Source organism: Novosphingobium sp. PhB55, from assembly GCF_004368805.1.
In the GTDB taxonomy this organism is placed as follows: domain Bacteria; phylum Pseudomonadota; class Alphaproteobacteria; order Sphingomonadales; family Sphingomonadaceae; genus Novosphingobium.
In genome coordinates, this window is record NZ_SODQ01000004.1 from 277,283 (window position 1) to 302,721 (window position 25,439).

The window sequence follows — 25,439 nt, forward strand, 5'->3', positions numbered from 1 at the left end:
GTCAGAACGGCTCGTTGAGCCGGGCCAGCGCGCCTTCCAGCAAGGCCTTGTGCCGGTCCGGTGAGCCGTGCTCCAGTTGCAACCTGCCGATGCCCACGCTGCTTTCGATCACATCGCGGCACCGTTCGAAGCGGCGTTCCTCGTAGGCAGCCAGACCTTCTGCGACCGTGTCTGCCCGGGCCAGTTCCTCGGCCAGGACGACGCCGCTTTCCACCGCCATCCCGGCGCCGGAGGCCAGATGGGGGGTGGTGGCGTGAACCGCATCGCCCACCAGCACGATCCGCCCGTTGCTCCAGGACCGGGGCTGGAGCGCGGCGGAGAGCGGGCGGTAGTTGATCCAGTCCCCCCGCGTCATGTTGTCGCGGATCCATCCGGCATTGCCGCCGAAGTCCGCGAGCAGCCCCTTCAGGGTGGTATAGAGTTCCTCTTCGTCCATGAAGGTTTCGCGCGGTTCGTGAGGCGTGAGCATCCACATGTAGACACTGTCCGGGCTGCAGGCGGTGATGCCGCAGGGGTTGTCGTGGCCCAGGAAGAATTCCCCCGCCTCCAGACCGGGGGGCTTGCGGATCGAGATGCGCCAGCAGCCCTGGCCGGTCGGCTGCGCCGGGGCCATGTGGGGGAAAGCGATCTCGCGTACGGTGGAATAGACGCTGTCGGCCCCGACAACGAGGTCGTAGCGGCCCGTGCTATCGTCCGAGAAGGTGACGTCCACGCCGGTTTCGTCGGTTTCGAGCGTGGTAACGGTCAGCCCCAGGCGGACGGGGATGGCAAGGTCCTGCACCCGGCGCTGCATGATCCGGTGCAGCACCGGGCGCATGATGCCGCCGGTTGCGGGCAGACCTTCCTCGATCACGGGTTCGTCGAGATCGTGGAGATGCGTGCCGTCATGGCGGAACAGGCGGGTCTTGTTCGTGATGGCGCCGGCCTTCTTGATCTCCTCCAGCAGGCCGAGCCGCCGATAGGCCCGCAAGGTCGGCCCGGTTATGGTTATGCCCGCGCCATAGACCCGCCATTCCGGATCGAGGTCGATCAGGTCCACCCTGACGCCGCGTTCCGCAAGGCTGATGGCCGTGGCCATGCCGCCGATCCCCCCGCCCACGACCAGTGCCGTGGCGATGCTGCTGATGCTCTCCCGTATCATGACGACGAGAGGTAGCGCGCCCGCTCCGCCAGACAAATCCGAACTGTGGATGCCTGGCCATCGATACAATCGGTGTGACCGGGAGCGATGGCTTGGCTAGCCCTGTGGCCAAGAACAAACACAACGGGAGGAGCGCCATGCGCAATCGACTTATCCATTCATCGAGTCTGGCCGTCCTGGCGCTCGCCGTTTCCGCAGCCGCCGCGCCGGCCGCGGCGCAGGAGGCGGCACCCGCCGCGAGCCCGCCGGCGCCGGACAACGCGGGAATCGGGGACATCATCGTCACCGCGCAGCGCCGCTCGGAAACGCTCCAGAGCGCGGGCATCGCCATCGATGCCGTGGGCGGCGAGAACCTGATCCGGCAGGGCATCACCCAGGCCGACGCCCTGAACAAGGCGGTTCCCGCGCTGACCGTGACCAATGGCGGCGGATCCAACACCTCGATCTTCCTGCGCGGCGTCGGCAATATCACCAACAACAGCTACAACGATCCCGCCGTCACCCCCAGCTACGATGGCGTGGTGCTGGGCCGGGCGGCCGGTGCCTTCGGCTCGGCCTTCTACGACCTCGCGCGCGTCGAAGTGCTGAAGGGGCCGCAGGGCATTCTCTATGGGCGCAACGCTACCGGCGGCGCGGTCAACATCATTCCCAACCGTCCCGAACTCGGCCGCAATTCCGGCGGTTTCACGCTTTCGGTGGGCAATTACGACGCCGTGGGCGCGGAAGGGTTCTTCAACCTTGGCCTGGGCGACAACGCCGCCTTGCGCGTCGCCGCCACCCACCAGTACCACGACGGCTACAATCGCGACGGCAGCGACGATGCCAACCGCAGCGGCATCCGCGCGCAACTGCTGTTCGAGCCTACCGACAAGCTCAGCATCCGTTTCGGCGGCGATTATACCCATGTCGGCGGCGTGGGCGCGGGATCGAGTTATATCGGCGCCTTCACGCCCGGCCCCAACGGCTTCACTTTCGCGCCCGCGACGGGGCTGGGATCGTCCGAGGGCTTCAACACGGATGCGGCCAATGCCTATCGCCAGACCCAGCTCGGCGCGCCCGGCTTCGGCTTCCTGAATGCGCTTAACCGGCAGCAGATGATCGACGCGACCTATTGGGGGCTCAATGCCGAAGTCACGCTGGAAACCGGAATCGGCACGCTGACGGTGCTGCCAGCCTATCGCAAGACGGACTTCACGACCTACTTCTACGGACCCGCCTTCAACACTGCCTATAACGACGAGCAGGACCGCCAGGCCAGTCTCGAAGCGCGCCTTGCGGGCAAAGTGGGGATGTTCGATTACGTCGTGGGCGGCTTCTATTTCGACGAGAAGATCCGCAACGTCGGCGAATACAACCAGGAATTCGTGCTGCCCATCCAGCGCTATACCCACAAGACCACCAGCTGGGCCACCTTCGGCCAGCTCACCGCCCATGTCACCGACCAGTTCCGGCTGATCGGCGGCCTGCGCTATACGCACGACAAGAAGTCGATCAACGGCATCATCAACAACTTCATCGCCTATTGCGGCGGGCTGCCGCCCGTCACGCCGCCGGGATCGTTCGCGCAGGGCTGCGCGGTGCCGGGCAATCTCCCTCACTTCCCCAATTTCACCACGACGGGCGAGACGGTGAACTGGCTGATCGAAAACGGCTATATCGCGCCCGGCAGCACCGACGATGCGAACGGGCAGTTCTATCCGCTGCTGAACGGGGCCGGGATCATCCAGAAGACTTATTATCCTGTGGTCGATTCCGGCAAGTTCAGCCGCGTGACCTGGAAGGCGGGTGCCGAATTCGACATTGCGCCGGAATCGCTGCTCTATGCTTCGGTGGAAAGCGGCTACCGTGCCGGCGGCTTCCAGCTCTCCGAAGGCAATCCCAGCTACGATCCCGAATTCATCACGGCCTATACGATCGGATCGAAGAACCGCTTCCTGAACGACCGTGTCCAGCTCAACCTCGAAGCCTTCTACTGGAAGTACAAGGACCAGCAGATCAACTACTTCACGGTTTCGCCGGATTCCGTCCTTATCAACACCATCGACAATGCCGGCCGTGCCGACATCAAGGGCTTCGACGTCGATCTCATGGTCAAGCCGATGCGCAGCACCACGCTTTCCGCCAAGGTCCAGTATCTCGACACCGAGTACAAGGAGCTGACGCTTACAACCGCATCGCCGCGCAACAACATCAATTGTCCCTATACCGCCACGGGCAACTTCCTCAGCGACGGGAGCACCCCGATCCTGGCGTTCGACTGTTCGGGACGTCCGCTGCTCTATTCGCCCAAGTGGACGATCAACCTGGGCGCGGAACAGATCGTGCCGCTGGGTGACAAGTACGAACTGGTCGGCAGCGTCAACACGTCCTGGCGTTCTTCGCAGTACGGCGCCTTCGAGTACCTCGATTTCGAGAAGATCCGGCCCTACTGGCTGACTGACGCCAACCTGACCCTGCGCATGGCGGACGGCGGCTTCTCGATCGGGGCCTATATCCAGAATATCGAGAACAAGCGCAGGATCGCCACGCCGCAGTCTTCGCCCATCGGCTTCGCCGTGGCGCGCTATACCGCGCCGCGCACTTATGGCCTGCGTCTCTCGGCGAGCTTCTGAGAATATGGCCGAGGAAACGAGGATGCCTGCCGATCGCCGCCGGGTGCTGGGATGGCTGGGCGCGACGACCGCACTCGTCGCGCTTGCCGGGCCGGGAAGGGCGCTTGCCCGCCCGGCCCCTCCTTCGGGACGCCTGCCGAACATCGTCTACATCATGGCTGACGACCTCGGCTATGCGGACCTTTCCGCCACCGGATCGCATGCGATCCGCACGCCGGCCATCGACAGTCTCGGCCGTGACGGGGTGCGGTTGACGCAGGGTTATGCCAGCACGCCGATCTGCTCGCCCACGCGCACGGCGCTGCTGACCGGCTGCTACGCCCAGCGTTTCGCCATCGGTATCGAGGAACCGCTGGGCCCCGGCGCGCCGCCGCATATCGGGGTGTCGCTGGACCGTCCGACGATCGCCTCGGTCCTGCGCGACCGGGGCTATCACACCAAGCTGATCGGCAAGTGGCACTTGGGCGAGCCGCCCGAACACGGCCCGCTCCAGCACGGCTATGACGAGTTCTTCGGCGTCGTCGAAGGCGCGGCGGACTATTTCCGGCATCACATGGTCATGGGCGGCAAGGACGTCGGCGTGGGCCTTGCCCAGAACAATGCGCCCGAACGGCGCGAGGGCTACCTCACCGACTTGTTCGGGGACGAGGCGGTCAAGACCATCGAGGGGGCAGGCGACAAACCGCTGTTCCTGTCCCTCCACTTCAACGCCCCGCACTGGCCCTGGGAAGGGCGCGAGGATGCGGCGGTGGCCAAAGTCCTGCCCAATTCCTTCCACTATGACGGGGGCAATCTCGCCAAGTACAAGGAAATGGTGGAGGCGATGGACCAGAACGTCGCCAAAGTGCTGGCCGCGCTGGAACGCACCGGCAAGGCGGACAACACCATCGTCGTCTTCACCAGCGACAACGGGGGCGAGCGCTTCTCGGAAACCTGGCCCTTCATCGGCCACAAGGGAGAAGTGCTGGAAGGCGGCATTCGCGTGCCGATCCTGATGCGCTGGCCCGGGCAGATCGCGCCGGGATCGATCTCCGATCAGGTCATGGCCTCGATGGATTTCCTGCCGACGTTCCTGACGATGGCCGGGGGTGACGTGGCCAAGGCGGGCAAGTTCGACGGTGTTGACCTCTCCGCCCAATTGACCGGCAAGGCGGCATCGGTGCCGCGCACCCTGTTCTGGCGCTTCAAGGCGAACGAGCAGGCCGCCGTGCGCCAGGGCAACTGGAAATACGTGAAACTCGGCGGGAAGGAACACCTCTACAACCTGGCCGAGGACGAGCACGAACGCGCCGAACGCGCTGCTGCCGAGCCCGCCAAGCTGGCCGAGTTGAAAAGCCTTTGGGACGGCTGGAATGCCCAGATGCTGCCCTACCGCGTCGATGGATATTCCGAGGACGTGCGCAAGGCGTACTCGGACAGATACTAGGAGAAGAACGTGAAAGTGCTCGTCACCGGCGCCGGCGGTTTCGTCGGCCGGCAACTGGTTCGCCGCCTGCTGGATGCGGGCCACGCGGTCGTGGGGATCGACAGCCATGCAGGGGCCATTCCCGCCGGCGCGCAGGCGGTGGAAGGCGATCTGGGCGATGCCGCCGTGCGGGCGCAAGCTCTGGCGGAGGGCTGCGACGCGCTCGTCCACCTCGCGACCGTGCCGGGCGGTGCGGCGGAGGCCGATCCTCTGGCTTCGCGCCGGATCAACATCGATGCCATGTACGACCTGCTGCTGGAGGCAAGCGCGCGCACGCCGGGCTTGCGGGTCGCCTATGCCAGCTCGATCGCGGTCTATGGCGATCCGCTGCCGGCGCATGTCGACGACCGGACCCCGCTTTCGCCCAGGATGATCTACGGCGGGCACAAGGCGATGATGGAGCATGCCGTGGCGATGTTCTCCAACCGCGGGCTGATCGACGGCGTGACGGTGCGCCTGCCCGGCATCCTCGCGCGGCCGAAAGGGCCTTCGGGCATGAAATCGGCTTTCATGTCGAACCTGTTCCATGCCCTGAAGGCGGGCGAGGCCTTCACGTGTCCGGTCTCGGCCGCGGGCACGATCTGGGCGGAATCGCTGGAATGCGCGGCGCGAAACTTCGTACACGCCCTGACGCTCGATACCGCGCTGCTGCCGCCGACCCGCGCGGTGACGCTGCCGGCGCTGCGCCTGACGATGGGTGAGCTTGCCGCCGAGATCGCGCGCCAGTGCGGCGTCTCCGCCGATCTCGTGCGCTACGAGCCTGACGCTGCGCTGGAGGCCGCCTTTGCCGCGCAGCCGCCGCTTGCCACGCCGGCGGCGGATCATGCGGGCTTCGCGCATGACGGCGATGCTGCTAGTCTCGTCGCCAGCGCCCTTTCGACTTTGGAATAACCACTAGCGAAACGGGGAGCGGGAGATGGCAATGCGTTTTGGAAGACTGGACCTCAACCTGCTGGTCGCGCTCGATGCGCTGCTGAGCGAGAAGAGCGTCTCGCTCGCGGCGGACCGGCTCTGCCTCTCGCAATCGGCAACCTCCAGCGCGCTGGGCCGCCTGCGCGAGTATTTCGCAGACGATCTGCTGGTGGTGAAGGGCCGCAACATGATCCTCACCACCCGCGCCGAGGAACTGATCGAACCGGTCCGCGCGGTGCTGGAGCAGATCCGCACGACCATCTCGGTCGCCCCGGCCTTCGATCCCATGACCGCCGACCGGCAAGTGCGGATCATGGCCTCCGACTATTCCACGCAGGTCCTGCTGGCCGAGGCGCTGTCGGAATTCGAGCGCGATGCCCCGCAGATGCGCTTCGAGATCCAGCCGATGAACGACTTTCCGATCGAGGCGCTCGAACGCGGCTACATCGATCTCCTGCTGACCATCGATTACGCGATTTCCGCCGATCACCCCAGCCTGATCCTGTTCGAGGACGACTATGTCGTGGTCGGCTGGGAGGGCAATCCGGCGATGCAGGGGCCGATGACCAAGGACGTCTACTTCGAACTCGGCCACGTCACGGCGCGGTTCGGCAAGGCGCGGGTCCCCGCCTTCGACGACTGGTTCGTGCGCCGCCAGAAGCAGCAGCGGCGCGTCGAGGTGGTGGCGCCGACGTTCCTCTCGATCTCGGGCCTGGTGATCAATACCAACCGGATCGCCACGATCCACCGGCGCCTGGCCGAGCAGGTGGTGCAGAACATGCCTCTCATCATGCGGGAGATCCCGTTCGATTTCCCGCCGATCCGCGAGGCTCTGCAGTGGCACTTGTCCAACAGCAACGACCGCGCCCTGCGCTGGATCGTCGAGCGCCTCCAGCTCATCGCCGCGCGCAAGGTCGACGAACCCGGCAATGTCGTGGCGTTCGCCGCGCAGCGGATCGACCGCGACGCGCTGGAAGTCGAGTATCGGATGAACCACCCTCAGCCGCCGCGCTGAGCGGCCTGCGGTCCAGGAATTGACGGCCTAGTCCTCCGCCTCGCGCGCGTCGAAAGCGACGCGTGCGGCAAGGATGGAACCCTCGTTGGCATTGACCCAGTCTATCATCGCCCGCGCCTGCAGGGCCAGCGCCCTCCCCAGCGGGGTGAGGGCATAGCTGACGCGCGGCGGTACGTCCGCACTGATGCTCCGCTCCACGAAGCCGTCGCGTTCCAGGGCGCGCAGCTTCTGCGTCAGCACACGCTGCGAAACGTCGCCTTCGTTGGACAAGTCCGACAGCAACCGGCGCAGCGCGGCATGGCGGCATGGCCCGGTGGTCAGCACCAGCAGCACCAGCGTGGTCCAGCGGTCTCCCAGCGCCCCCATGACATTGCGCACCGGCGCATCGCGGGCGGTGCCATGCGCCGCCATGTCGGCCGCCAGCGCGACGATGCCCGGCCGCGTGGGCAGGTCGTCCTCCGCCTCTGCCATCATCGCGCCGGTCCGCCCGAGGGTACAAAAAAGTGCCGTCTTCTCACCATCGAAGGCCACTTTATGACCAGTGAGGACAGGGTCAATCGCTGGCTCGCAAACGGGAGAGAAACATGGCCATCGACGCCATCCGCCTCGACGGGAAAGTGGCCGTCGTCACCGGCGGGGCAGGAGGGATCGGCTCGGCGACAGCGCGGCTGATGGCGGCGCGCGGCGCGCGGGTCGTCATCGCGGACATTGCGGAAGAGGCCGCGGCGGCGCTCGCCGAGGAACTGCCCGGTGCCATTGCGGTGCCTCTCGATCTGGAGCAGGAAGCCTCGATCGAGGCGCTGATCGCCCGGACGCTCGCGCATTTCGGCCGGCTGGACGTGCTGCACAACAACGCCGCGCTGCTCGGCCCCGACATCGCGCAGGCCGATGGCGACGTGGAGCACATGGCCACCGCGCTCTGGGACCGGACTTACGCGGTCAACGTGCGCGGCACGATGATCGCCTGCCGCGCCGCCCTGCCGCACTTGCGCGAGACACGCGGCAACATCGTCAACACCGTCAGCAACCTGGCGCTGCAGGGCCACATGATCCAGGCGGCCTATTCCTCGTCCAAGGCGGCGGTGATCCAGATGACCCGCGCCATCGCCGCCAGCCACGGCCTCCACGGCGTGCGCTGCAACGCGGTCGCCCCCGGCATGACGATGACCCCGGCGCTGCGCGAAGCGTTCCCGCCCGTGCTGCGCCAGGCGGTGGAGGACGAAACCCTGCGCGACCGTCTGGGTGAGCCGGAGGACATTGCCGAGGCAGTCGCCTTCCTCGCCTCCGACGCGGCGCGCAACATTACCGGGCAAGTGCTCGTCGCCGATGGCGGCTGCGCCAGCCACGTTCCCGGAATCGCACAGTTCCGGGCCTTCTTTTCGGGAGAACAGTGATGAGCCAGTACGACATCGTCGTCATGGGTGGGGGCCACAATGGCCTCGTCGCCGCCGCCTACATGGCCAAGGCGGGCAAGAAGGTGATCGTGCTGGAGCGTAAGCCCCACTACGGCGGGGGCGTTTCCACGCGCGAACTGATCCAGCCCGGCTTCTGGCATGACGAGCACTCCAACGTGCACATCATGATCCAGGGCAACCCGATGCTGCGCGAGGACGAGCTGGGCCTGCTGGGCAAATTCGGCCTGGAATACATCTACCCCGAACTGCCCCACGCCTCGATCTGGGAAGACGGGACGATGGTGCGTTCCTGGCGCGATCTGGACCGCACTTGCGAGGAAATCGCCATGTTCTCGCCCCGGGATGCGGAGGCCTATCGCAAGTTCGCCACCGCATCGATGGCGGCGCTGCCGATGTTCATGTCCGGCCTCTACGCCCCGCCGTTCCCGATGGGCGCTTTCGTGGCGATGATGGACCAGTCGGACGAAGGGCGCTTCCTGCTCGACGTCATGCAGCGTTCCGCGCTCGATGTGGTGAACCAGTATTTCGAAAGCGACCTGCTGCGCATTCACATCGTCCGCATGGTCACCGAGAACCTGCAGATGCCCGATGAACTGGGCACCGGCATGGGCGCTTTCCTGATGCCGGGGATCATCCATGCCTATGGCTGCTCGATGCCCAAGGGCGGCTCCGGCCAACTGAGCCACGCGCTGATCCGCGCGATCGGGCATTTCGGCGGCGAAGTGCGCTGCAATGCCGAAGTGCGCCGGGTGATCGTCTCTGGTGGCAAAGCCACGGGCCTCGAACTGATCGACGGCGAGACTTTCATGGCGAAGGACGGCGTGATCGGCGCGATCCACCCGCACGTCCTGCGCAAGTTCGTGGCCGAAACGCCCGAGCCGGTGCTTGAGCGGGCGGAGCGGGTCACCCAGTCCACTTTCTCGATCAACCTCACGCACCTGACGCTGAAGGAGCGCCTCAGGCTCAAGGTCGGCAATGAAACCAATGCCATGATGACCGAGCTGATGGACTTCTACACCATGCGCGACATGCTGCTGGAGTACGACAAGCTGCGGCGCGGCGAAGTGTCCGAACGGCTGATCGCGGGCGGGGACAACACGATCTTCGATCCCAGCCGCGCCCCCGAAGGCGCGGGCGTGTTCTACGGCGTGAACTTCGCTCCCTACGATCTTTGGCCCGGCGGACCGGCTTCGTGGGACGAACGCAAGGAAGAGATCGCCGACAAGGCGCTGGCGCAGTACCGCAAGTTCTACGCGAACCTTGATGACGACAACATCACCGGCCGCCTGATCCGATCCCCCGTCGATCATGAACGCGACAGCCCGGCCAGCTTCCTGAAGGGCGATATCCACGGCTGCGCGCCGTTCTTCTACCAGTCGGTGGGCCACCGTCCGACGCCGGATCTCGGCTCGTTCCGGGTGCCGCAGATCGACGGACTCTACCTCGTCGGGCCGTTCATGCACCCGGGCGGCGGCGTGTTCGGCGCGGGCCGGGCAACGGCGATCCAGATGATGGACGACCTCGACATCGAATTCGACAAGGTCTGCGGGGAGCGGGTGTGATGGCCGATGCCAAGAAGAAAGCGCCGGTCATGCGCATCCTCGACGCGCAGGACAAGGAACTGATGGCGGTGCGCCGGATCGAGCGGGACGGGGAGAACCTCGTCATTCGCGGCAAGATCTTCGGGGCCATGCCGATGGTGGCGAAAGTGACGCCCGAGGAGGCGCGCGCCGCGCTGAAGCTGCTCGATGCGCGGACGATCCTGTTTATCGTCAGTCTGCTGTTCCGCAGGCGCCGGTGAAGGCTGGCCGCATCGGCCCGCTCGATAGCACCGATCCCATTCCATGCGTTTTTCGGCGCGGCCCGCGGCCTCCATAAGGAAGGCTCAAGCAGCCGGGATAGAAACAAGCATGAGCATTCTGGGAGTTGAGAGCGTCCTGTTCGGCGTCGCGGACGTCGCGGAGCACACGCGGTTCTGGACCGATTTCGGCCTGCCGCTGGAAAGCGCCAGCGCGGACGAAGCGGTGTTCCGCCTGGCCTCGGGCAGCCGGGTTATCGTCCTGCGTCACGGCGATGCCCGCTTGCCGAGTCCGGATCCTTTCCCGGGAGACGGCCTCAAGGAGACCGTCTGGGGCGTCGATACCGCCGAAAATCTCCAGACGATCACGGCGAGCCTGGCGGCGGAAGTCCCAGTGACGCGGGATGCGGACGGCACCATCCATGCCGTCTGCCCGGACGGCCAGCCGCTGGCGCTGCGGGTGTGGGACAAGCGCGCGTTCCATTCGGCAGCCAGCCCGGTCAATACCCCCGCCAGCTATCCGCGCTTCAACCAGCACCGCATCTGGCGCAGCAAGGCGGTTCCCAAGACGATCAACCATGTCGTGTTCTTCTCGCCCGACTATGTCGGCAGCTTCGAATTCTACGAACGCCATTTCGGCTTCCGCTACGTCGATCATTCGAAGGGATCGGGCATCTTCGCCCGGGCCGGGGGGACTTACGAGCATCACTCGATCTTCTGGGTGAACTGCGACCTGCCCATCGCACCAGACCACTTCAAGTTCATGCACATTGCCTTCGGCATGGACGATATCGACGAAGTGATGCTGGGCGCCAACATCATGGAGCGAAAGGGCTGGAAGAACGAGAGCATGAACAGCTCGGGCGGTATCTCCCGCCACCGCATTTCCAGCGCGATTTACTATTACTGCGACATGCCCGGCAAGGCGGGCGAGGCCGAGTATCACGCCGATACCGACTATCTCGATGACAACTGGGTGCCGCGGGCCTGGGACTTCCGGTTCGGATCGCTGCTCTGGTCGAACAATGCGCCGCCGATCTTCAGGGGCGACAACATTCCCTGGGACATGGCTTTCGACGCCGACCGCGCCAGCTTCGAACCGTTCCGCAAGGACAGGCCCGGCAAGCGCCCGATAGAAGGCAAGCTGAGCGAGTTGACCGAGGACGATGAGCACGCCCTCTGACGGCGCTCACAAGACCAAGAGATGGTCGAACGCGGCCCATTCGCCAGGCAGCAGCGGGACGAATGCGGCCGGGTCGATCCCGCGTTCCACCAGCCTCGCGCGCAGCCGCAGCGCGGGGTCTTCGCGGGGCTCGTCGGTCAGCTTGAAGGTGCCCCAGTGCATGGCCACGGCAGCGCGGGCGCCAAGGTCGCGCATGATCTGGATCGCCTCTTCCGGGTCGGTATGCTGCGCGGCCATGAACCAGCGCGGGTCATAGGCGCCGATCGGCAGCAGGGCGAGATCGGGCGGGCCGAACTCCTCGTGCAGGCGGCGGAAGATATTGCCGGTGCCGTATCCGGTATCGCCCGCGAAGTAGATCAACCGCTCCCCCACGCGCAGCATGAAGCCGCCCCACAGCGCCATCCGCCGGTCGCCCATCCCGCGTGACGACCAGTGCAGGGCAGGGACGATATGCGCCCGTGCGCCGGGGGCGATGTCGAAGGCGTCGCCCCAGTCGCCGGCCGATACCCGCGCTTTGGGAATGTGGCGCAGGATGGTGCTGTCGTTGCCCAGGGGCGTGACGATCAGCGGCGCGTGCCGGGCATGGAGGGCCTTGAGCGTCGGGATGTCGAGGTGGTCGTAATGGTTGTGCGAAAGCAGGATCGCATCGATCGGCGGCAAGTCCTCGATGCGGATACCCGGCGCCGTCACCCGCTTCGGCCCGGCGAACTGGACCGGGCTCGCGCGGTCGGACCAGACGGGGTCGGTGAGGATATTGAGCCCGCCGACCTGGATCAGCAGCGTGGCATGACCTACCATGGTGACGCGCAGGCCCTCCACCCGGCTTTCGGGAACGACGGGGGTGACGGCTATCGTCTTGGGCCATTTCGTGGCGGGCGCGGTACGGCGCCAGCGCAGGATATCGCTGAAGGAACGATCGGTTTCCGGTTCACCGGCAGGATTGAGAAAGCGCGTTCCGTCGAAATGGTCGGTGACGGGTCCGGTATAGTAGCGATTGCGATCTGGCATGCGGGGGCGACCTCCGCACGCCATGTAGGAACGGCCTGCGGAAGTGCGAGGGCAGAACCGCGTTAAATCAACGCGAAGTGCTCGACCGAGGGCGTGCCGACGAAAAACGGCCCCGCCAGCGCGCGCCAGGCCTGGAAACCTTCGGACTCGCGAAAGTCGACCATGTGGGCCTCCACACTCTCCCAGCCGACGACGAGGTGATAGCGTTCGGGATTCTCCACCGAGCGATGGAGCGCGAAGGAGACGTACCCCTTTGCCGCTTCGAAATGCGGTCGGGCTTCTGCCACGGCAGCCTCGAATTCGGCGGCGCGGGCAGGGTCGATGGTCAGAGTGGCTATCTCGTGGATCACAGGTTCGGCTCCTCGACGAATTCGATCAGATTGCCCGCACAGTCGCGGATGAAGCAACCCTTTCCGAAAGCTTCGCGCACGACGAAGGCGATGTCGGCCTGCTTCTCTTCCATCTCCGTCAGGAATGCTTCGAGGTCTTCCACCCGGAAGGCGACGTGCTTGTTGCCGTGCGTCTTGAGATCGCGCGGCGGGAAGCGGCGGTCTTCGGGGAGGGCTGCGGCGCCCTCCACCTCGAAGATCTCGAACCGCAGCGGCCCCTTGCGGACCATCGCAGTGCGGGACTTTGCCGCCTTTATGTAGAACGTCTTCTCGACCTCGAACCCCAGCACGCGGCCGTACCAGTCGATCGCCTCGTCAAGGCTTGGGACTGAGACGCCCCCGTGGTGGAAAGTGAATTCAGCCATGGCTCTTCTCTTGTGAAATGAAGCGTTCCAGCAGTCGCCGCGCGCGGGTGCCGCCCTGGTCGATGCCGAGCGAGAGGGGTTTCTCGCTCCAGAAATCGCGGCCTTTCACGTTGGCGTAGGCGGCCTCGATCATCGGTTTGTCCTCCAAATCGAAAGCCTCTCCGAACAGGGCGCGAAGCGCGGCATCCGTCTCTTCGGAATCGAGATCGTCGTAGCGGGTAGAGGACCAGAAATAGTGGGTTTCGTGCTCGCTTGCCGGGGTCAGGATATGTGCCTGTGGCACTTCGAAGCCGCTCTCCCGCTCCGTGCCATGCGGACAGACGCCGACCGTGAGCCGCATCGCGGCGGGCGCGTTCCAGCGCATATCCAGCCAGTGGTCGACTTTCGCATCGGCCGGGAAATACGGCCGCGCGACGGAGGGCGGCGGGATATCGGGCATCCACCAGTTGGAATGGAGCGTGCGATCCTCAACTTCCACCGCGTGCTTGCCGGCGAAGATCACGCCTTGCCCGGCAAAGGTGCCCTTGTGGACGAACTCGATGTGGGAGAGGTCCAGCAGGTTGTCGGTGCCGTATTCGTAGTTCGCCTTCATCAGCGTGTAGCCGCGTACGGTGCGGCTGTGCGGGGTATCGGGCACGAAGGAGAAGTCCGGGATCAGCGCTGCATCGGCCGTGTCCGGATCGCCGCCCCAGAGCCAGACGATGCCGTCGCGTTCGGCGGCGGCGAAGCGGGGTATGGTCGATCCCGCCGGGATGCGGTCGGCAAAGGGATTGCGCACGCAGTGCCCGTCCGGCGCGAAGGCGAGGCCGTGATAGCCGCAGACCACCACGTCCCCCTCGCGCGATCCCTTCGACAGCGGCGCGAAGCGGTGTGGGCAGCGATCGAGCAGAGCGGCCAGCGAACCGTCCTCCAGCCGGTAAAGATAGACCGGCCGGTCGAGAATGCGGCGGGACAGGCCGGTTTCGCCTACTTCGTCGGACCAGCCGGCCATGTACCAGCAATTGCGCAGATATCGTTCCATTCGCGGCCTCTCCCCAGACCTCTTTATCGTTGTTCAGGCGTAACGGGTCAGCCCATTTCCGCGAAAGTCTCCGCGCACCAGTCGGCAATGTAGTCGCGCATGCCGGTGCCGTTGTCGGCGCCGCAATGCTCCACTTCGAAGTCCTTTTTGGTGAAGACGCGAAGCTTGCGCTTGGGGCTGTTCACCGCCTGATCGTAGCTGAGTTGCGCATTGAAGGCGGGGATCTGGCGGTCGTTCTCGCCATGGGTGATGAGGAAGGGGACGCGGATCTTCTCCACCTGACCGTCCAGCGTGATCTGGTCGGCATATTCGAGGAACGCGTCGCGATCCTCGATGCCGAACACCCACATGACGTGGTCCCAGTAATGCGGCACCGGGTTCTCGCCCTCGTTGGCGAGGCGTTCGCGCTGACGACGGCCCCAGACGTGGTTGGCGCCCATCACCGCGCAAAGCGCATAGCGCGGCTCGTTCGCGGCGATGCGCGGGGCGTGGTAGCCGCCGAAGGAGAGGCCGAAAATGCCGATCCGGTCATGGATAACATCATCGCGCGTCAGCAGGTATTCGAGCGCGGGTGTGCCCCAGCGTTCGCCGTCGAACACGGCGGGAAGCCCGCGCTTGCGGATCGCCTCGCCAGTGCCAGGCTGGTCGACGAAGAGGGTGTTCATGCCCCGCTCCAGGTTCGACTGGCCGTGGCCCGCCATGCAGACCTGCTCCTTCATCGAATCGAGCCCGTTGACCGAGACAAGCGTGGGGCGCGGCGTGCCGGAACCGTCGTGGACGAAGATGCCGGTATAGGCGCCGTCCTCGTAGGGGATTTCCACTTTATCGATGTGCAGTCCGCGCAGCCTGGCGCCCTTGTGGAAGAGTTCCAGTCCCTTGTCGTAAGCCGCCCAGCGCGGGGCGTAGTCGCGGCTCTGCATGCGCTCGGCAGCGAGATAGTAGCCAGAGGCGCGCAGGTACTTGGTGCCGGCGGAGAGCAGGTAGCCTGCCGCCTCGTCGGCGTCGGCATTGGCGCAGACCTGATCGGCCACGGCGATCCAGCTATCGAACATCTGCGCGGAGCCGGCATCGGCGCCGGCCTTGCTCGCTTCCATGATCGGGCGGTTGGCCTCGTCGATCTCGCCATAGTTGCCGCCACAGGCGAGCGCGAGGTTGGTGGCGAGGTTCCAGACGTAGTTTCCGGGAAACGGTTCGAACATGATCTATCCTGCGATTTTGAGATGATTATTCGGCAGTCCAGCCGCCATCGACGACGAGGCTGGTGCCGGTCATGAGCGCGGAAGCGTCGGAAGCGAGGAACAGCACCGCGCCCATCAGATCCTCCACCTGACCGATGCGGCCCAGCTTGATCTTGGAAAGGACGCTGGCCTTGAACGCTTCGTCTTCGAAAAACGGCTTGGTCAGCGGGGTCTCGATGAAAGTCGGAGCGATGGTGTTGGAACGGATGCCGTGGGGGGCAAGGTCCAGCGCCATGGCCTTGTTCATGCCTTCCAGCGCCCATTTGCTGGCGCAGTAGAGTGAGCGGTTCGGCCCGCCGACATGGCCCATCTGGCTGCCCATGTGGATCAGGCTGCCCCTGGTGTCCGTGGCGAGCATCCGCTTCACGCAGGACTGCGCCACGAAGAAGGCGGACTTGAGATTGAGATCGAGCACGGCGTCGTAATCGTCCTCGCTCACTTCCCACATCGGCTTGGGCCGGTTGGTGCCGGCGTTGTTGACGAGGACGTGAAACGGCTCTCGGCTTTCGAAGAACGCGGCGACGGCGTCGAGGTTGGAGACGTCGAGCGTCGCGGCCTCCGCGCCATTGCCGATCTCGGCGGCGGCGGCCTCGATCTCGGCCGAGGTGCGGGCGACGAGCGTGACCTCGGCACCCGCGGCGGCCAGCGCGGCAGCGGCGCCGAGGCCGATGCCCCGGCCCGCTCCGGTCACCACAGCCCGTCGCCCGTCAAGGCGCAGGCTTGGCGTCTTCGGAAGTCTCACGGTCACGCCGCCGTTTCGGGTGTCGGTTCGGCCTGCCCGGCATAGGGCACGTTGCGGCCACCGAAGCGGCGCACGCGGATATTGGCCTGTTCGCCATGCCCCGCGAAGCCTTCCAGCGCACAGAGGCGCGAGCAGTATTCGCCGATCAGCGCCGAAGCCTCATCGGTGGTGACGCGCTGGTAAGTGCAGGTCTTCAGGAACTTTCCGACCCACAGGCCGCCCGTGTAGCGCGCGGACTTCCTGGTGGGCAGGGTGTGGTTGGTGCCGATCACCTTGTCGCCGAAACTGACATTGGTGCGATTGCCCAGGAACAGCGCGCCGTAGTTGGTCATGTTGTTCAGGAAGTAGTCCGGGTCAGCCGTCATCACCTGCACGTGCTCGCTGGCGATCTCGTCGGCGACCTTGACCATTTCCTCGTAGCTGTCGGCCACGATCACTTCGCCGAAGGTTTCCCACGCCTTGCGCGCATGGTCGGCGGTGGGGAGGATCTGGAGCAGGCGGTCGATCTCGGCCATGGTTGCGCGGGCGAACTTCTCGGAATTGGTCAGCAGCACGCCGGGGCTGTCCGGGCCGTGCTCGACTTGCCCGAGGATATCGGTGGCGGCGATTTCAGGATCGCAGCCGATCTCGTCGGCAATGATGAGGGTTTCGGTCGGTCCGGCGAAAAGGTCGATGCCGACGCGGCCGAAAAGCTGGCGCTTGGCCTCGGCGACGAAGGCATTGCCGGGGCCGACCAGGATGTCGACCGGATCGATGCTCTGCGTGCCGATCGCCATCGCGCCCACCGCCTGAATGCCGCCCAGCGCATAGATCGCATCGGCCCCGGCCATGGCCTGCGCGGCGACGATGGCGCGTGCCGGCTGGCCCTGGAACGGCGGGGCGCACGTAATGACGCGCTTCACGCCCGCGACCTTTGCGGTGATCACCGACATGTGCGCGGAAGCGAGCAGCGGATACTTGCCGCCGGGCACGTAACAACCGGCCGAACCCAGCGGGATGTTCTTGTGGCCCAGCACCACGCCGGGCAGCGTCTCGACTTCGACATCCTTCATTGAATCGCGCTGGATCTGGGCGAAGTTCTTCACCTGTGCCTGCGCGAACTCGATGTCCTTGCGTTCCTGCGGGGTCAGGCTGTCGACGCAGGCGTCGATCTCGGCCTGGCTGAGGCGATAGTCGTCGCGGTCCCAGCCGTCGAACTTGATCGACATGTCGCGCACCGCTTCATCGCCGCGCTTCTCGATATCGGCGAGCGCCGCCTCGACGATGTCGCGGACCTTGCGGTCTGCGTCTGCCTTTGCCTCGGCAGTGGCGCCGCGCTTCAGCCAGATGGCCATGATATTCTCCCGATCCGGTGTGACGTGATTTTCACCGGACCTAGCGCCGGGGAGCGAGCGGGGACCATCGCATGTTATCGATGCCTTGCTATCGATCCTATGCCGTTGTTGCCGCACGGGGGCTTCGCTAGCCCGGTTCCCAAGCACAAAGCTTTCGACACGGCATTCTTGGGAGAACAAGGAACAATGCGCCTCGCCACTCTCGATGACGGCACCCCGGACGGGCGCCTCGTCGTCGTTTCGCCCGAAGGCGATCGTTATGCCCACGCGCCGGTGGATACGCTGCAACAGGCGATGGAAAGTTGGGCTTTCGTCGCGCCCGTACTGGCCGAGATTTCCGAATTTCCCGAAGCGCTCGATGCCGCGCTGCTGCGTGCGCCGTTGCCGCGTGCGTGGCAGTGGCTCGATGGTTCGGCTTTCGCCTGCCACGGGGAACTGATGGACAAGGCGCTGGGCGTGGTGCCGGTGAAGACCGGCAAGCCGCTGATGTATCAGGGGACTTCGGACAAGTTCTACGGTCCTGCCGAGGATGTGCGCTACCTCACCGAAGAGAACGGCATCGATTTCGAGGGCGAGTTCGGCGTGATCGTCGATGCCGTGCCGATGGGCACTTCCGCCGAGGATTGCATGAAGCACATTCGCCTGATCGTGCAGATCAACGACTGGTCGCTGCGGAAGCTGGCCGGGCCGGAGATGAAGACCGGCTTCGGCTGGGTCCAGGCCAAGCCGCCCTGCTCGATGGCGCCCTTCGCGGTCACGCCGGAGGAACTGGGCGACCAGTGGCGCGATGGCCGCGTCTGCATGGACCTGCTGGTGGACTGGAACGGCAAGCGCTTCGGCGCCGCCAATGGCGAGCCGATGGGCCATGGTTTCCACGAGCTTGTCGCCCATGCCTGCGCCACGCGCGATCTGGTGGCGGGCACGGTGATCGGATCCGGTACCGTCTCCAACGAGAATTACCGCGAAATCGGCTCCTCCTGCATTGCCGAGCGGCGCGGGATCGAACTGGTCGATTTCGGTGAGCCGCGCACGGAATTCATGCGCTTTGGCGACAGTGTGCGCATGCAGGGAACCCTTGCCGACGGCCGCGCGCCGTTCGGCGTGATCGAACAGAAGGTTGTGAAGGCATGAGCGAGGTTCTTTCCGATTCCGGTCTGCCGCCGGTCCAGCGCGTCGTCACCGGACATGACGAGAATGGCCGTGCCGTGTTCCGCTCCGAAGACGTGACGCCGACCAGGATGGTGCCCTCTGGCGATGCCTCGTTCCTGACGATCTGGACCACCGCCACCGTCCCTGCCGACAACAATGACGAGACCGAGGGCCGCGAACGCCCTACCGGCACCACGCTGGAAGGCGGCTCGGTGATCCGGGTGGTGGACATGCTGCCGGGCAAGCAGAGCCCGATGCACCGCACCAACTCGATCGACTACGGCATCGTGCTGAAGGGCGAGATCGAACTGGAACTGGAAGACGGCTGCAAGAAGACGGTGCGCGAAGGTGGGATCATAATTCAGCGCGGCACCAACCACCTCTGGCGCAACACCACCGCAGAAGTCTGCCGCATCGCCTTCATTCTGATCGAAGCGCCCGCTTACCTCCACGATGGCGTGCCGCTGGATGAGGCCAAGCCCGAGCAGGTCGACCCGGTCTACAACGAGGCGGCGAGTAAGGCCTGATGTTCGACCTTACCGGCAAGAGCGCGATCGTCACCGGCTCCACGCGCGGGATCGGTCGCGCCATTGCCGAAGGGCTGATCGCCCAAGGCGCGCGCGTGGTGATTTCCAGCGAGGATGCAGGGGATACCGCGCGCGTCGCCGCCGAACTCGGTATGCCCGGCCAGCCTTGCGATGTGACCGACGATGCCGCGCTGGCCGCATTGGTGGACCGCGCGGTGGCGGAGTTCGGCGGGTTGGATATTCTTGTCTGCAATGCCGGGATCACCGGCAAGGCGGGAGCCTTCGCCGATCTCGACATGGCCGACTATGCCCGCGTCATGGCGATCAACCTCACCAGTCAGGTTGCGCTCTGCAACCTTGCCCTGCCGCATATCGCGGCGCAGGGCGGCGGCGCGGCGGTGCTGGTTTCCAGCCTCTCGGGCCTGAGGGGCAATGGGCGGATCAATGCCTATGCCCTCGCCAAGGCGGGCGTGGCGCAACTGGCGCGCAATCTGGCGGTGGAGTGGGGGCCGCGCGGCGTGCGCGTCAACGCGATCTCGCCCGGCTTCATCGCCACCGAACTGTCCGCACCCTTGCTGGCGGACGAGACTTTCATGGCCCGCCGCATGGCAATGACTCCGCTGCGCCGACCCGGCACGCCGCCGGAAGTGGCAGGCGCCGCCGTGTTCCTCGCCTCCGATGCCGGGGCTTTCGTCACTGGACATAATCTCGTCGTGGACGGGGGTACGCTCATCACCGACGGAAGCTGAAAACTGTGTTTCTATCGGCCCGGAGACAGGCGGCCGAAGAAAGGGAGATAATGACACGCCATCCCGAGCCGGGCCTGCTGACCGGCATATCGCTGCTGCTGCCGATCACGCTGACGACCATGGCCATCGTGCTGCTGGCGCCGATCATCCCGGATCTGATGGCACACTACGCCGCGGTGCCGGGCCATGAATACTGGGTGCCGATGATCCTCACGCTGCCTTCGCTCTGCGTGGCGTTGCTCTGTCCGCTGGCGGGGATACTGGGAGACTGGTTCGGGCGGCGCCGGCTGCTGCTGGCGGCATTCCTGCTCTATGCGGTCGTCGGCGTGATGCCCGTGTTTCTCGACGATCTCACCCATATCCTGATCTCGCGCGTGGGCGTGGGCATTGCCGAGGCCCTGATCTACGTGCTCTCGACGACGATGATCGGCGACTATTACAAGGGTGCCTCGCGGGACAAGTGGCTGGCTGCGCAGACGGCCTTCGCCTCGATGTCGGCGCTGCTGTTCTTCAACCTCGGCGGGGTGCTGGGAGAAGGCGGCTGGCGGACGCCGTTCTGGGCCTATGCCTCGGCGCTGGTCATGTTTGCGCTCGTCTGGAAGTTCACATGGGAGCCATCGCGCGATGGCACCGCCGATGACGAGGCCGATGCGCCGCCGCACAACCGCTCCTGGGCGGGCTTTCCCTGGGTGACGATGGCGATGATCGTGGTAATCACGGTCTATGGCTCGGTGTTCTTCTATACGGTGCAGATCCAGGCGCCCAGCGGGCTGGCCGAACTCGGCTTGGCCAGTCCGGCGGAGCGGGGGTTCCTGACATCCATCGCCTCTATCGGCGTGCCGCTGGGGACCTTCATCTATTCGCGCATTGGCACGCGGCTGGCAGTGGGACGGCTGCTGCTCCTCGAATTCGCCCTGCTGGCCATCGGCTTCATGCTGATGGCAAGGTCCGGCACCGTTCCGGGCTTCCTTGCCGGATGCTTCGTCAACCAGATCGGGGCAGGGCTGCTGCTGCCGACTTTGCTGGTCTGGTCGATGTCGATCCTCAGGTTCGAATTTCGCGGCCGGGGGACGGGCTTCTGGCAATCGGCCTTCGCGTTCGGGCAGTTCCTCTCCCCGCTGGTGGTGACTTTTGCGGGACGGCACACAGGCGGCCTGCTGGGGGCCTTTTCGGTCCTGTCGCTCGCCGCGCTGGGCGGGGTCGTCGTGGCGCTGATCGCTTCGCGCGCATCGCACGGCGGCAATGGGGCGATGGCGCATGGCTGATCGTCTTGCGGGCAGGATCGCCGTGGTCACCGGTGCCGCGAACGGCATAGGCGAAGGCGTCGCGCGCATCTTCCGGCACGAGGGCGCGCGGGTGATCGGCGTCGACCTTTCGGGAACCGACGAGGCCTGCAATCTCATCGACGAGGCGGCCACCCGCGCGCTCTTCGCCAGGATCGGCGCGGAGCACGGCCGGATCGACGTTCTCGTCAACGCGGCAGCATTCGCAGTCTTCTCGTGGATCGAGGACCTGAGCTATGCCGACTGGAAACGGACGCTGACGGGGGAGCTGGACATCGTCTACCTGGCAACCCGCGCGGCCTGGCCCTGGCTCAAGGCGAGCGGCACGGCCAGCATCGTCAACTTCGCATCGGCCAATGCGCGCCATGCGCTGGAGGGTTCCCCGGCGCTGGCGCACTGCGCGGGCAAGGGCGGCGTGCTGGCGATGACGCGGCAACTTGCCATGGAAGGCGCCCCGCACGGCATTCGCGCGAATACGATTGCGCCCGGTTTCATCAGGACGGCGGCCACGGCCCGGCACCTGGAGGCCGATCCCGACTTCGGGCGCCGGGTCCTGGCCGGAAACATGCTGAAGCGGCTGGGCGAGCCGGAGGACATCGCCTGGGCCGCGACCTGGCTTGCTAGCCCGGAGGCGCGTTACGTCACCGGAGCGGACATTGCCGTGGATGCAGGGGCTACGGCCTGGTAGATCTCACGATAGCCGTGCGCCGCCGGTGCATTCGGCCGCCATTTCGCCGCTCTGGCGTGCCGCGCTCCGGCCGCTCGTCAGGAGCAGCGCCGCCAGGCCGATGACGGAGGTTGCCGCGCCGGCCAGGGCTACGGCAGGATAGCCCAGATCGAGAGCGATCACGCCGCCGCCCAGCGCCGCGCCCAGCGCATTGCCCAGGTTGAAGGCGCCGATGTTCATGGACGATGCCAGGTTGGGCGCGTCGCTGGCCGCGTCCATGACCCGCACCTGGAGCGGCGGCACCAGGGCGAAGCTGGCGATGCCCCACAGGAAGATCACGATCGCGCTAGGCGCGGCATGGGTCATCGTCATGGCGAAAGCGATCAGAATCGCGGCAAGCGAGGCCAGGGTGACGATCAGCGTGCGATCGACCGAACGGTCCGCGAACTTGCCGCCCAGCCAGTTGCCCACCGTCAGGCCGAGGCCGTAAGTCACCAGCATCGCCGTGACGAAGCCGAGAGAGGCGCCCGTCGCCTCGCGCAGGATCGGGGTGATATAAGTGAACACGGTGAACATCGCGCTGGAACCCACGATCGTCAGGGCCAGCGCGCCGAGAACGGGCTTGCGGATCAGGACGCGCAGTTCGGCCGCCACATCGCCGCCGTCCGTAGAGGGCAAGGGAGGCAGGGTCAGGCGCAGCGCCGCCATCGTGACACCGCCCAGCGCCGCGATGCCCCAGAACGAGGCGCGCCAGCCGAGGTGCTCGCCCGCCCAGGTCGCCAAGGGCACGCCCACGACATTGGCGATCGTCAGCCCCATGAACATCGCGGCCACCGCGCCGGCCTGGCGGTGCGGCGGGACCAGGCTGGCGGCGACCACCGAGCCGACGCCGAAGAAGGCGCCGTGGTTGAAGGAGGTCAGCACGCGGGCGGCCAGAAGCATGCCGTAGCTGCCGGATACCGCTGCCAGCAGGTTGCCCAGGGTGAAGATCCCGGCCAGGGCGATCAGCAGCGTGCGGCGCGGTACCCGCCCGGTGGTGAGCGTCATCACCGGCACGCCCAGCACCACGCCCAGCGCATAGGCGCTGATCAGCAGCCCGGCGGCGGGGATGGAGACGCCCAGATCTCCGGCAATGACGGGCAGCAGGCCCATCGGTGCGAATTCGGTGACGCCGATGCCGAAAGCGCCGACGGACAGGGCCAGAAGGCCGGGATTGAGCTTCATCGGATGGTCCTCAGACCAGCGGCGGGTTCAGCCGAGCGAACCCTTCCTGCTGGCGATAGGGGGTGTGGGGATAGGGCGGCAGCACCTCGCTGGCGGCATCGAGCCGGGCGACCTGCTCGGCAGTGAGCGACCAGCCGACCGCGCCGAGGTTCTGGCGCAGCTGTTCCTCGTTGCGCGCGCCGATGATGACCGAGGAGACGGTCGGGCGGCGCAGCAGCCAGTTGAGGGCGATCTGCGGCACGCTCTTGCCGGTTTCCCCGGCGATGGCTTCCAGAACGTCGACCACGGCGTAGAGCAGCTCCGTTTCGACCGGCGGCGCGAACTGCTCGGTATCGTGCAGGCGGCTCCCCGCCGGTACGGGGCGACTGCGGCTGATCTTGCCGGTGAGGCGGCCCCAGCCGAGCGGGCTCCAGACCAGCGCGCCCAGGCCCTGATCCGCCGCGAGCGGCATGAGTTCGTGCTCGTAGGCCCGGCCGACCAGCGAATAATAGACCTGGTGGGCCACCAGCCGCGGCATTCCGTGGCGGTCGGCGACGGACTGTGCCTTCATCACCTGCCAGCCGGGATAGTTCGAGACCCCGGCGTAGCGGACCTTGCCCGCGGCGATCAGCCGGTCGAGCGTGATCATCAGCTCTTCCGCGGGCGTATGGGCATCGAAGGCATGGAGCTGCAGCAGGTCGATCCGGTCGGTATCGAGACGGCGCAGCGCGGCCTCCACCGCGCCGATCAGGCGCGAGCGCGAGGCGCCCCAGTCCTGCGGTCCGTCCCCGGTGGGCAGCCCGGTCTTGGTGGAGATCAGGGCGTCGTCGCGGCGGCCCTTGAGCGCCTGGCCGAGGATTTCCTCCGAGGCGCCGTTCGAATAGACATCGGCCGTGTCGAACAGCGTGACGCCGGCCTCCAGGCAGATGTCGAGCAGGCGCCGCGCTTCGGCGGTATCGCTGCTGCCCCAGGCGGCGAAGAGCGGACCCTGGCCGCCGAAAGTGCCGGTCCCGAAGCTCAGGGCGGGGACACGCAGGCCGGATGAGCCGAGTTGACGATATTCCATGAACAATCCTTCTCGCGGCAGCGGTGAATTTGCTATGCAGGCGCATAGATGACGGCAAAATACCGAAGGCGGTACTGCCCGCGAACGCGAAGGAATTTTGACTGTGACGCAAAGATGCTGAGCGAAGCCAAGCTCGCGGGCGGCACTGACCGGGCCCGTGCGCTCGAACTGTTCGTGGCGGTGGTGGAGCAGGGCAGCTTTTCGGGTGCCGGCCGGCTGCTGGACCTCAGCCCTTCCGCCGTCAGCCGCGCGATCGACAGGATCGAGGCGCGGCTGGGCGTGCGGCTGCTGCTGCGCTCGACCCGGGCGCTGGCGCTGACGTCGGAAGGTCAGTCCTATCTCCAGATGGCGCGCCGTATCCTGGCCGATCTCGACGATGCCGAACAGCTCATCGCCGATCAGGGCGCGCCGCGCGGGCGCTTGCGGATCAGCGCCGCACTCTCGCACGGACGGCTATGCGTGGTGCCCTTGCTCGGCGCGTTCGCAGCGCGTCATCCGCATATCCTGGTGGACATTGCGCTTACCGACACACTGGTCGACGTGGCGGCAGGGCAGGCGGATATCGCCATCCGGTTCGGACCGCTGGCCGACAGCACGCTGACGGCGCGGAAGCTGGGCGAAACGCGCCGGGTGATCGTGGCCGCGCCGGATTACCTCGCGCGGAACGGCACGCCGCAGGAACCCGAGGATCTCCACGGCCATAACTGTCTCAACTTCAACTTTCGCAGGGCCGAGCCGGTCTGGCCGTTCCTGCGCGAGGGGCGCGAATTCGCGCTGTCCGTGAAAGGCAGCATCGAGGCCAACAACGGAGAGACGCTGGGGCAGCTCGCGGCGGCAGGGGTCGGCTTGGCGCGGGTGGGGCGGTTCAGCGTGGAGCGGGAGATCGCGGACGGGCGGCTGGTGCCCATTCTGGAGGCGTTCAATCCCGGAGACGTGGAGTTCATCCACGCCGTGTTCGTCGGCGGCTACAGCACCCCGGCGCGCATCCGCGTCTTCGTCGATTTCCTCGCCGCGAACCTGCGCTGACACGGGCGAGGCGCCGCGAGGCGACCGCTATCCCTAAGCAGGCCGCCGATCGGCCCCAGGCCGCGCAAGGTCCGTTTCGTCAAACCGTCACGGTTGGCGTGCCAAGCCGGGCACTGGCGAATTATGATCGG

At 66.0% G+C, this 25,439-nt stretch carries 25 protein-coding genes; 14 read left to right on the forward strand and 11 right to left on the reverse strand.

Features of this window, described 5'->3' with window-relative positions:
* Position 1: 1 nt before the first annotated feature.
* The gene (locus tag EDF57_RS11455; protein ID WP_134094344.1) at positions 2-1,141 is read right to left on the reverse strand and encodes an FAD-dependent monooxygenase; all 1,140 of its coding nucleotides are present in this window, start codon (positions 1,139-1,141) and stop codon (positions 2-4) included.
* A 137-nt stretch (positions 1,142-1,278) separates the two neighbouring features.
* Between EDF57_RS11455 and EDF57_RS11460 the strand changes: the two genes are divergently transcribed.
* From EDF57_RS11460 to EDF57_RS11475, 4 genes are read left to right on the forward strand one after another with little or no spacing between them, the layout of a single operon-like run.
* A complete protein-coding gene (locus EDF57_RS11460) occupies positions 1,279-3,753 on the forward strand; it encodes a TonB-dependent receptor (protein WP_134094345.1) in 2,475 nt (824 codons plus the stop codon).
* A 22-nt stretch (positions 3,754-3,775) separates the two neighbouring features.
* Positions 3,776-5,179 (forward strand): sulfatase-like hydrolase/transferase, encoded by a 1,404-nt coding sequence (locus EDF57_RS11465; RefSeq protein ID WP_134094346.1) that lies wholly within the window; start codon positions 3,776-3,778, stop codon positions 5,177-5,179.
* A gap of 9 nt (positions 5,180-5,188) precedes the next feature.
* On the forward strand, positions 5,189-6,109 hold the full coding sequence (locus EDF57_RS11470; protein ID WP_134094347.1) for an NAD-dependent epimerase/dehydratase family protein: 921 nt from the start codon (positions 5,189-5,191) through the stop codon (positions 6,107-6,109).
* A gap of 31 nt (positions 6,110-6,140) precedes the next feature.
* The gene (locus tag EDF57_RS11475; RefSeq protein ID WP_132266850.1) at positions 6,141-7,145 is read left to right on the forward strand and encodes a LysR family transcriptional regulator; all 1,005 of its coding nucleotides are present in this window, start codon (positions 6,141-6,143) and stop codon (positions 7,143-7,145) included.
* Between the two features lie 27 nt (positions 7,146-7,172).
* Here the strand turns inward: EDF57_RS11475 and EDF57_RS11480 are convergent, their stop codons facing one another.
* A complete protein-coding gene (locus tag EDF57_RS11480; RefSeq protein ID WP_134094554.1) occupies positions 7,173-7,616 on the reverse strand; it encodes a helix-turn-helix domain-containing protein in 444 nt (147 codons plus the stop codon).
* A gap of 113 nt (positions 7,617-7,729) precedes the next feature.
* Between EDF57_RS11480 and EDF57_RS11485 the strand changes: the two genes are divergently transcribed.
* The 4 genes from EDF57_RS11485 (at position 7,730) to EDF57_RS11500 (ending at position 11,541) form a co-directional block, all read left to right on the forward strand.
* Entirely contained in the window at positions 7,730-8,539 is an 810-nt protein-coding gene (locus EDF57_RS11485) for an SDR family oxidoreductase (RefSeq protein ID WP_134094348.1), read from the forward strand.
* Positions 8,539-10,122, forward strand: a complete 1,584-nt coding sequence (locus EDF57_RS11490; protein WP_134094349.1) for an NAD(P)/FAD-dependent oxidoreductase — start codon at positions 8,539-8,541, stop codon at positions 10,120-10,122. Before EDF57_RS11485 ends, EDF57_RS11490 begins: the two co-directional genes overlap by 1 nt.
* A complete protein-coding gene (locus EDF57_RS11495; RefSeq protein WP_134094350.1) occupies positions 10,122-10,361 on the forward strand; it encodes a hypothetical protein in 240 nt (79 codons plus the stop codon). The genes EDF57_RS11490 and EDF57_RS11495 overlap by 1 nt, the downstream gene beginning before the upstream one ends.
* A gap of 109 nt (positions 10,362-10,470) precedes the next feature.
* A complete protein-coding gene (locus EDF57_RS11500; RefSeq protein ID WP_134094351.1) occupies positions 10,471-11,541 on the forward strand; it encodes a VOC family protein in 1,071 nt (356 codons plus the stop codon).
* Between the two features lie 6 nt (positions 11,542-11,547).
* Here EDF57_RS11500 and EDF57_RS11505 read toward each other — a convergent pair whose 3' ends face one another.
* The 7 genes from EDF57_RS11505 to hisD form a co-directional block, all read right to left on the reverse strand.
* Positions 11,548-12,549 (reverse strand): MBL fold metallo-hydrolase, encoded by a 1,002-nt coding sequence (locus EDF57_RS11505; RefSeq protein WP_134094352.1) that lies wholly within the window; start codon positions 12,547-12,549, stop codon positions 11,548-11,550.
* Positions 12,550-12,611: 62 nt separating this feature from the next.
* Complete coding sequence (locus tag EDF57_RS11510) at positions 12,612-12,899, reverse strand: antibiotic biosynthesis monooxygenase (RefSeq protein WP_132266839.1); 288 nt, start codon at positions 12,897-12,899, stop codon at positions 12,612-12,614.
* A complete protein-coding gene (locus tag EDF57_RS11515; RefSeq protein WP_134094353.1) occupies positions 12,896-13,303 on the reverse strand; it encodes a VOC family protein in 408 nt (135 codons plus the stop codon). Before EDF57_RS11515 ends, EDF57_RS11510 begins: the two co-directional genes overlap by 4 nt.
* Positions 13,296-14,324: an aromatic ring-hydroxylating dioxygenase subunit alpha gene (locus EDF57_RS11520; RefSeq protein WP_134094354.1), complete on the reverse strand. Its 1,029-nt coding sequence runs from the start codon at positions 14,322-14,324 to the stop codon at positions 13,296-13,298. The genes EDF57_RS11515 and EDF57_RS11520 overlap by 8 nt, the downstream gene beginning before the upstream one ends.
* A 47-nt stretch (positions 14,325-14,371) precedes the next feature.
* A complete protein-coding gene (locus tag EDF57_RS11525; protein ID WP_134094355.1) occupies positions 14,372-15,523 on the reverse strand; it encodes an alpha/beta hydrolase in 1,152 nt (383 codons plus the stop codon).
* 25 nt (positions 15,524-15,548) lie between these two features.
* Positions 15,549-16,304: an SDR family oxidoreductase gene (locus EDF57_RS11530; RefSeq protein WP_134094356.1), complete on the reverse strand. Its 756-nt coding sequence runs from the start codon at positions 16,302-16,304 to the stop codon at positions 15,549-15,551.
* Positions 16,305-16,306: 2 nt separating this feature from the next.
* On the reverse strand, positions 16,307-17,638 hold the full coding sequence (gene hisD, locus EDF57_RS11535; RefSeq protein ID WP_134094357.1) for a histidinol dehydrogenase: 1,332 nt from the start codon (positions 17,636-17,638) through the stop codon (positions 16,307-16,309).
* Positions 17,639-17,824: 186 nt separating this feature from the next.
* Between hisD and EDF57_RS11540 the strand changes: the two genes are divergently transcribed.
* Genes EDF57_RS11540 through EDF57_RS11560 form a run of 5 tightly spaced genes read left to right on the forward strand, consistent with a single transcriptional unit; the run spans position 17,825 to position 22,034 of the window.
* Positions 17,825-18,769, forward strand: coding sequence for a fumarylacetoacetate hydrolase family protein (locus EDF57_RS11540; RefSeq protein ID WP_134094358.1), 945 nt, complete (start codon positions 17,825-17,827; stop codon positions 18,767-18,769).
* Entirely contained in the window at positions 18,766-19,314 is a 549-nt protein-coding gene (locus EDF57_RS11545; RefSeq protein ID WP_134094359.1) for a cupin domain-containing protein, read from the forward strand. Before EDF57_RS11540 ends, EDF57_RS11545 begins: the two co-directional genes overlap by 4 nt.
* Entirely contained in the window at positions 19,314-20,063 is a 750-nt protein-coding gene (locus tag EDF57_RS11550; RefSeq protein ID WP_134094360.1) for an SDR family oxidoreductase, read from the forward strand. The genes EDF57_RS11545 and EDF57_RS11550 overlap by 1 nt, the downstream gene beginning before the upstream one ends.
* Positions 20,064-20,113: 50 nt before the next feature.
* Positions 20,114-21,328 carry an MFS transporter gene (locus tag EDF57_RS11555; RefSeq protein WP_134094361.1) on the forward strand — a complete coding sequence of 405 codons (1,215 nt, stop codon included), beginning with the start codon at positions 20,114-20,116 and terminating at the stop codon, positions 21,326-21,328.
* The gene (locus EDF57_RS11560) at positions 21,321-22,034 is read left to right on the forward strand and encodes an SDR family oxidoreductase (protein WP_134094362.1); all 714 of its coding nucleotides are present in this window, start codon (positions 21,321-21,323) and stop codon (positions 22,032-22,034) included. Before EDF57_RS11555 ends, EDF57_RS11560 begins: the two co-directional genes overlap by 8 nt.
* A 3-nt stretch (positions 22,035-22,037) precedes the next feature.
* Here EDF57_RS11560 and EDF57_RS11565 read toward each other — a convergent pair whose 3' ends face one another.
* A complete protein-coding gene (locus tag EDF57_RS11565) occupies positions 22,038-23,237 on the reverse strand; it encodes an MFS transporter (RefSeq protein WP_134094363.1) in 1,200 nt (399 codons plus the stop codon).
* Between the two features lie 10 nt (positions 23,238-23,247).
* Positions 23,248-24,282 (reverse strand): aldo/keto reductase, encoded by a 1,035-nt coding sequence (locus EDF57_RS11570; protein WP_134094364.1) that lies wholly within the window; start codon positions 24,280-24,282, stop codon positions 23,248-23,250.
* 114 nt (positions 24,283-24,396) lie between these two features.
* On the opposite strand from EDF57_RS11570, the gene EDF57_RS11575 reads away from it, so the two are divergent.
* The gene (locus EDF57_RS11575; protein WP_132266818.1) at positions 24,397-25,308 is read left to right on the forward strand and encodes a LysR substrate-binding domain-containing protein; all 912 of its coding nucleotides are present in this window, start codon (positions 24,397-24,399) and stop codon (positions 25,306-25,308) included.
* Positions 25,309-25,439: the final 131 nt, after the last annotated feature.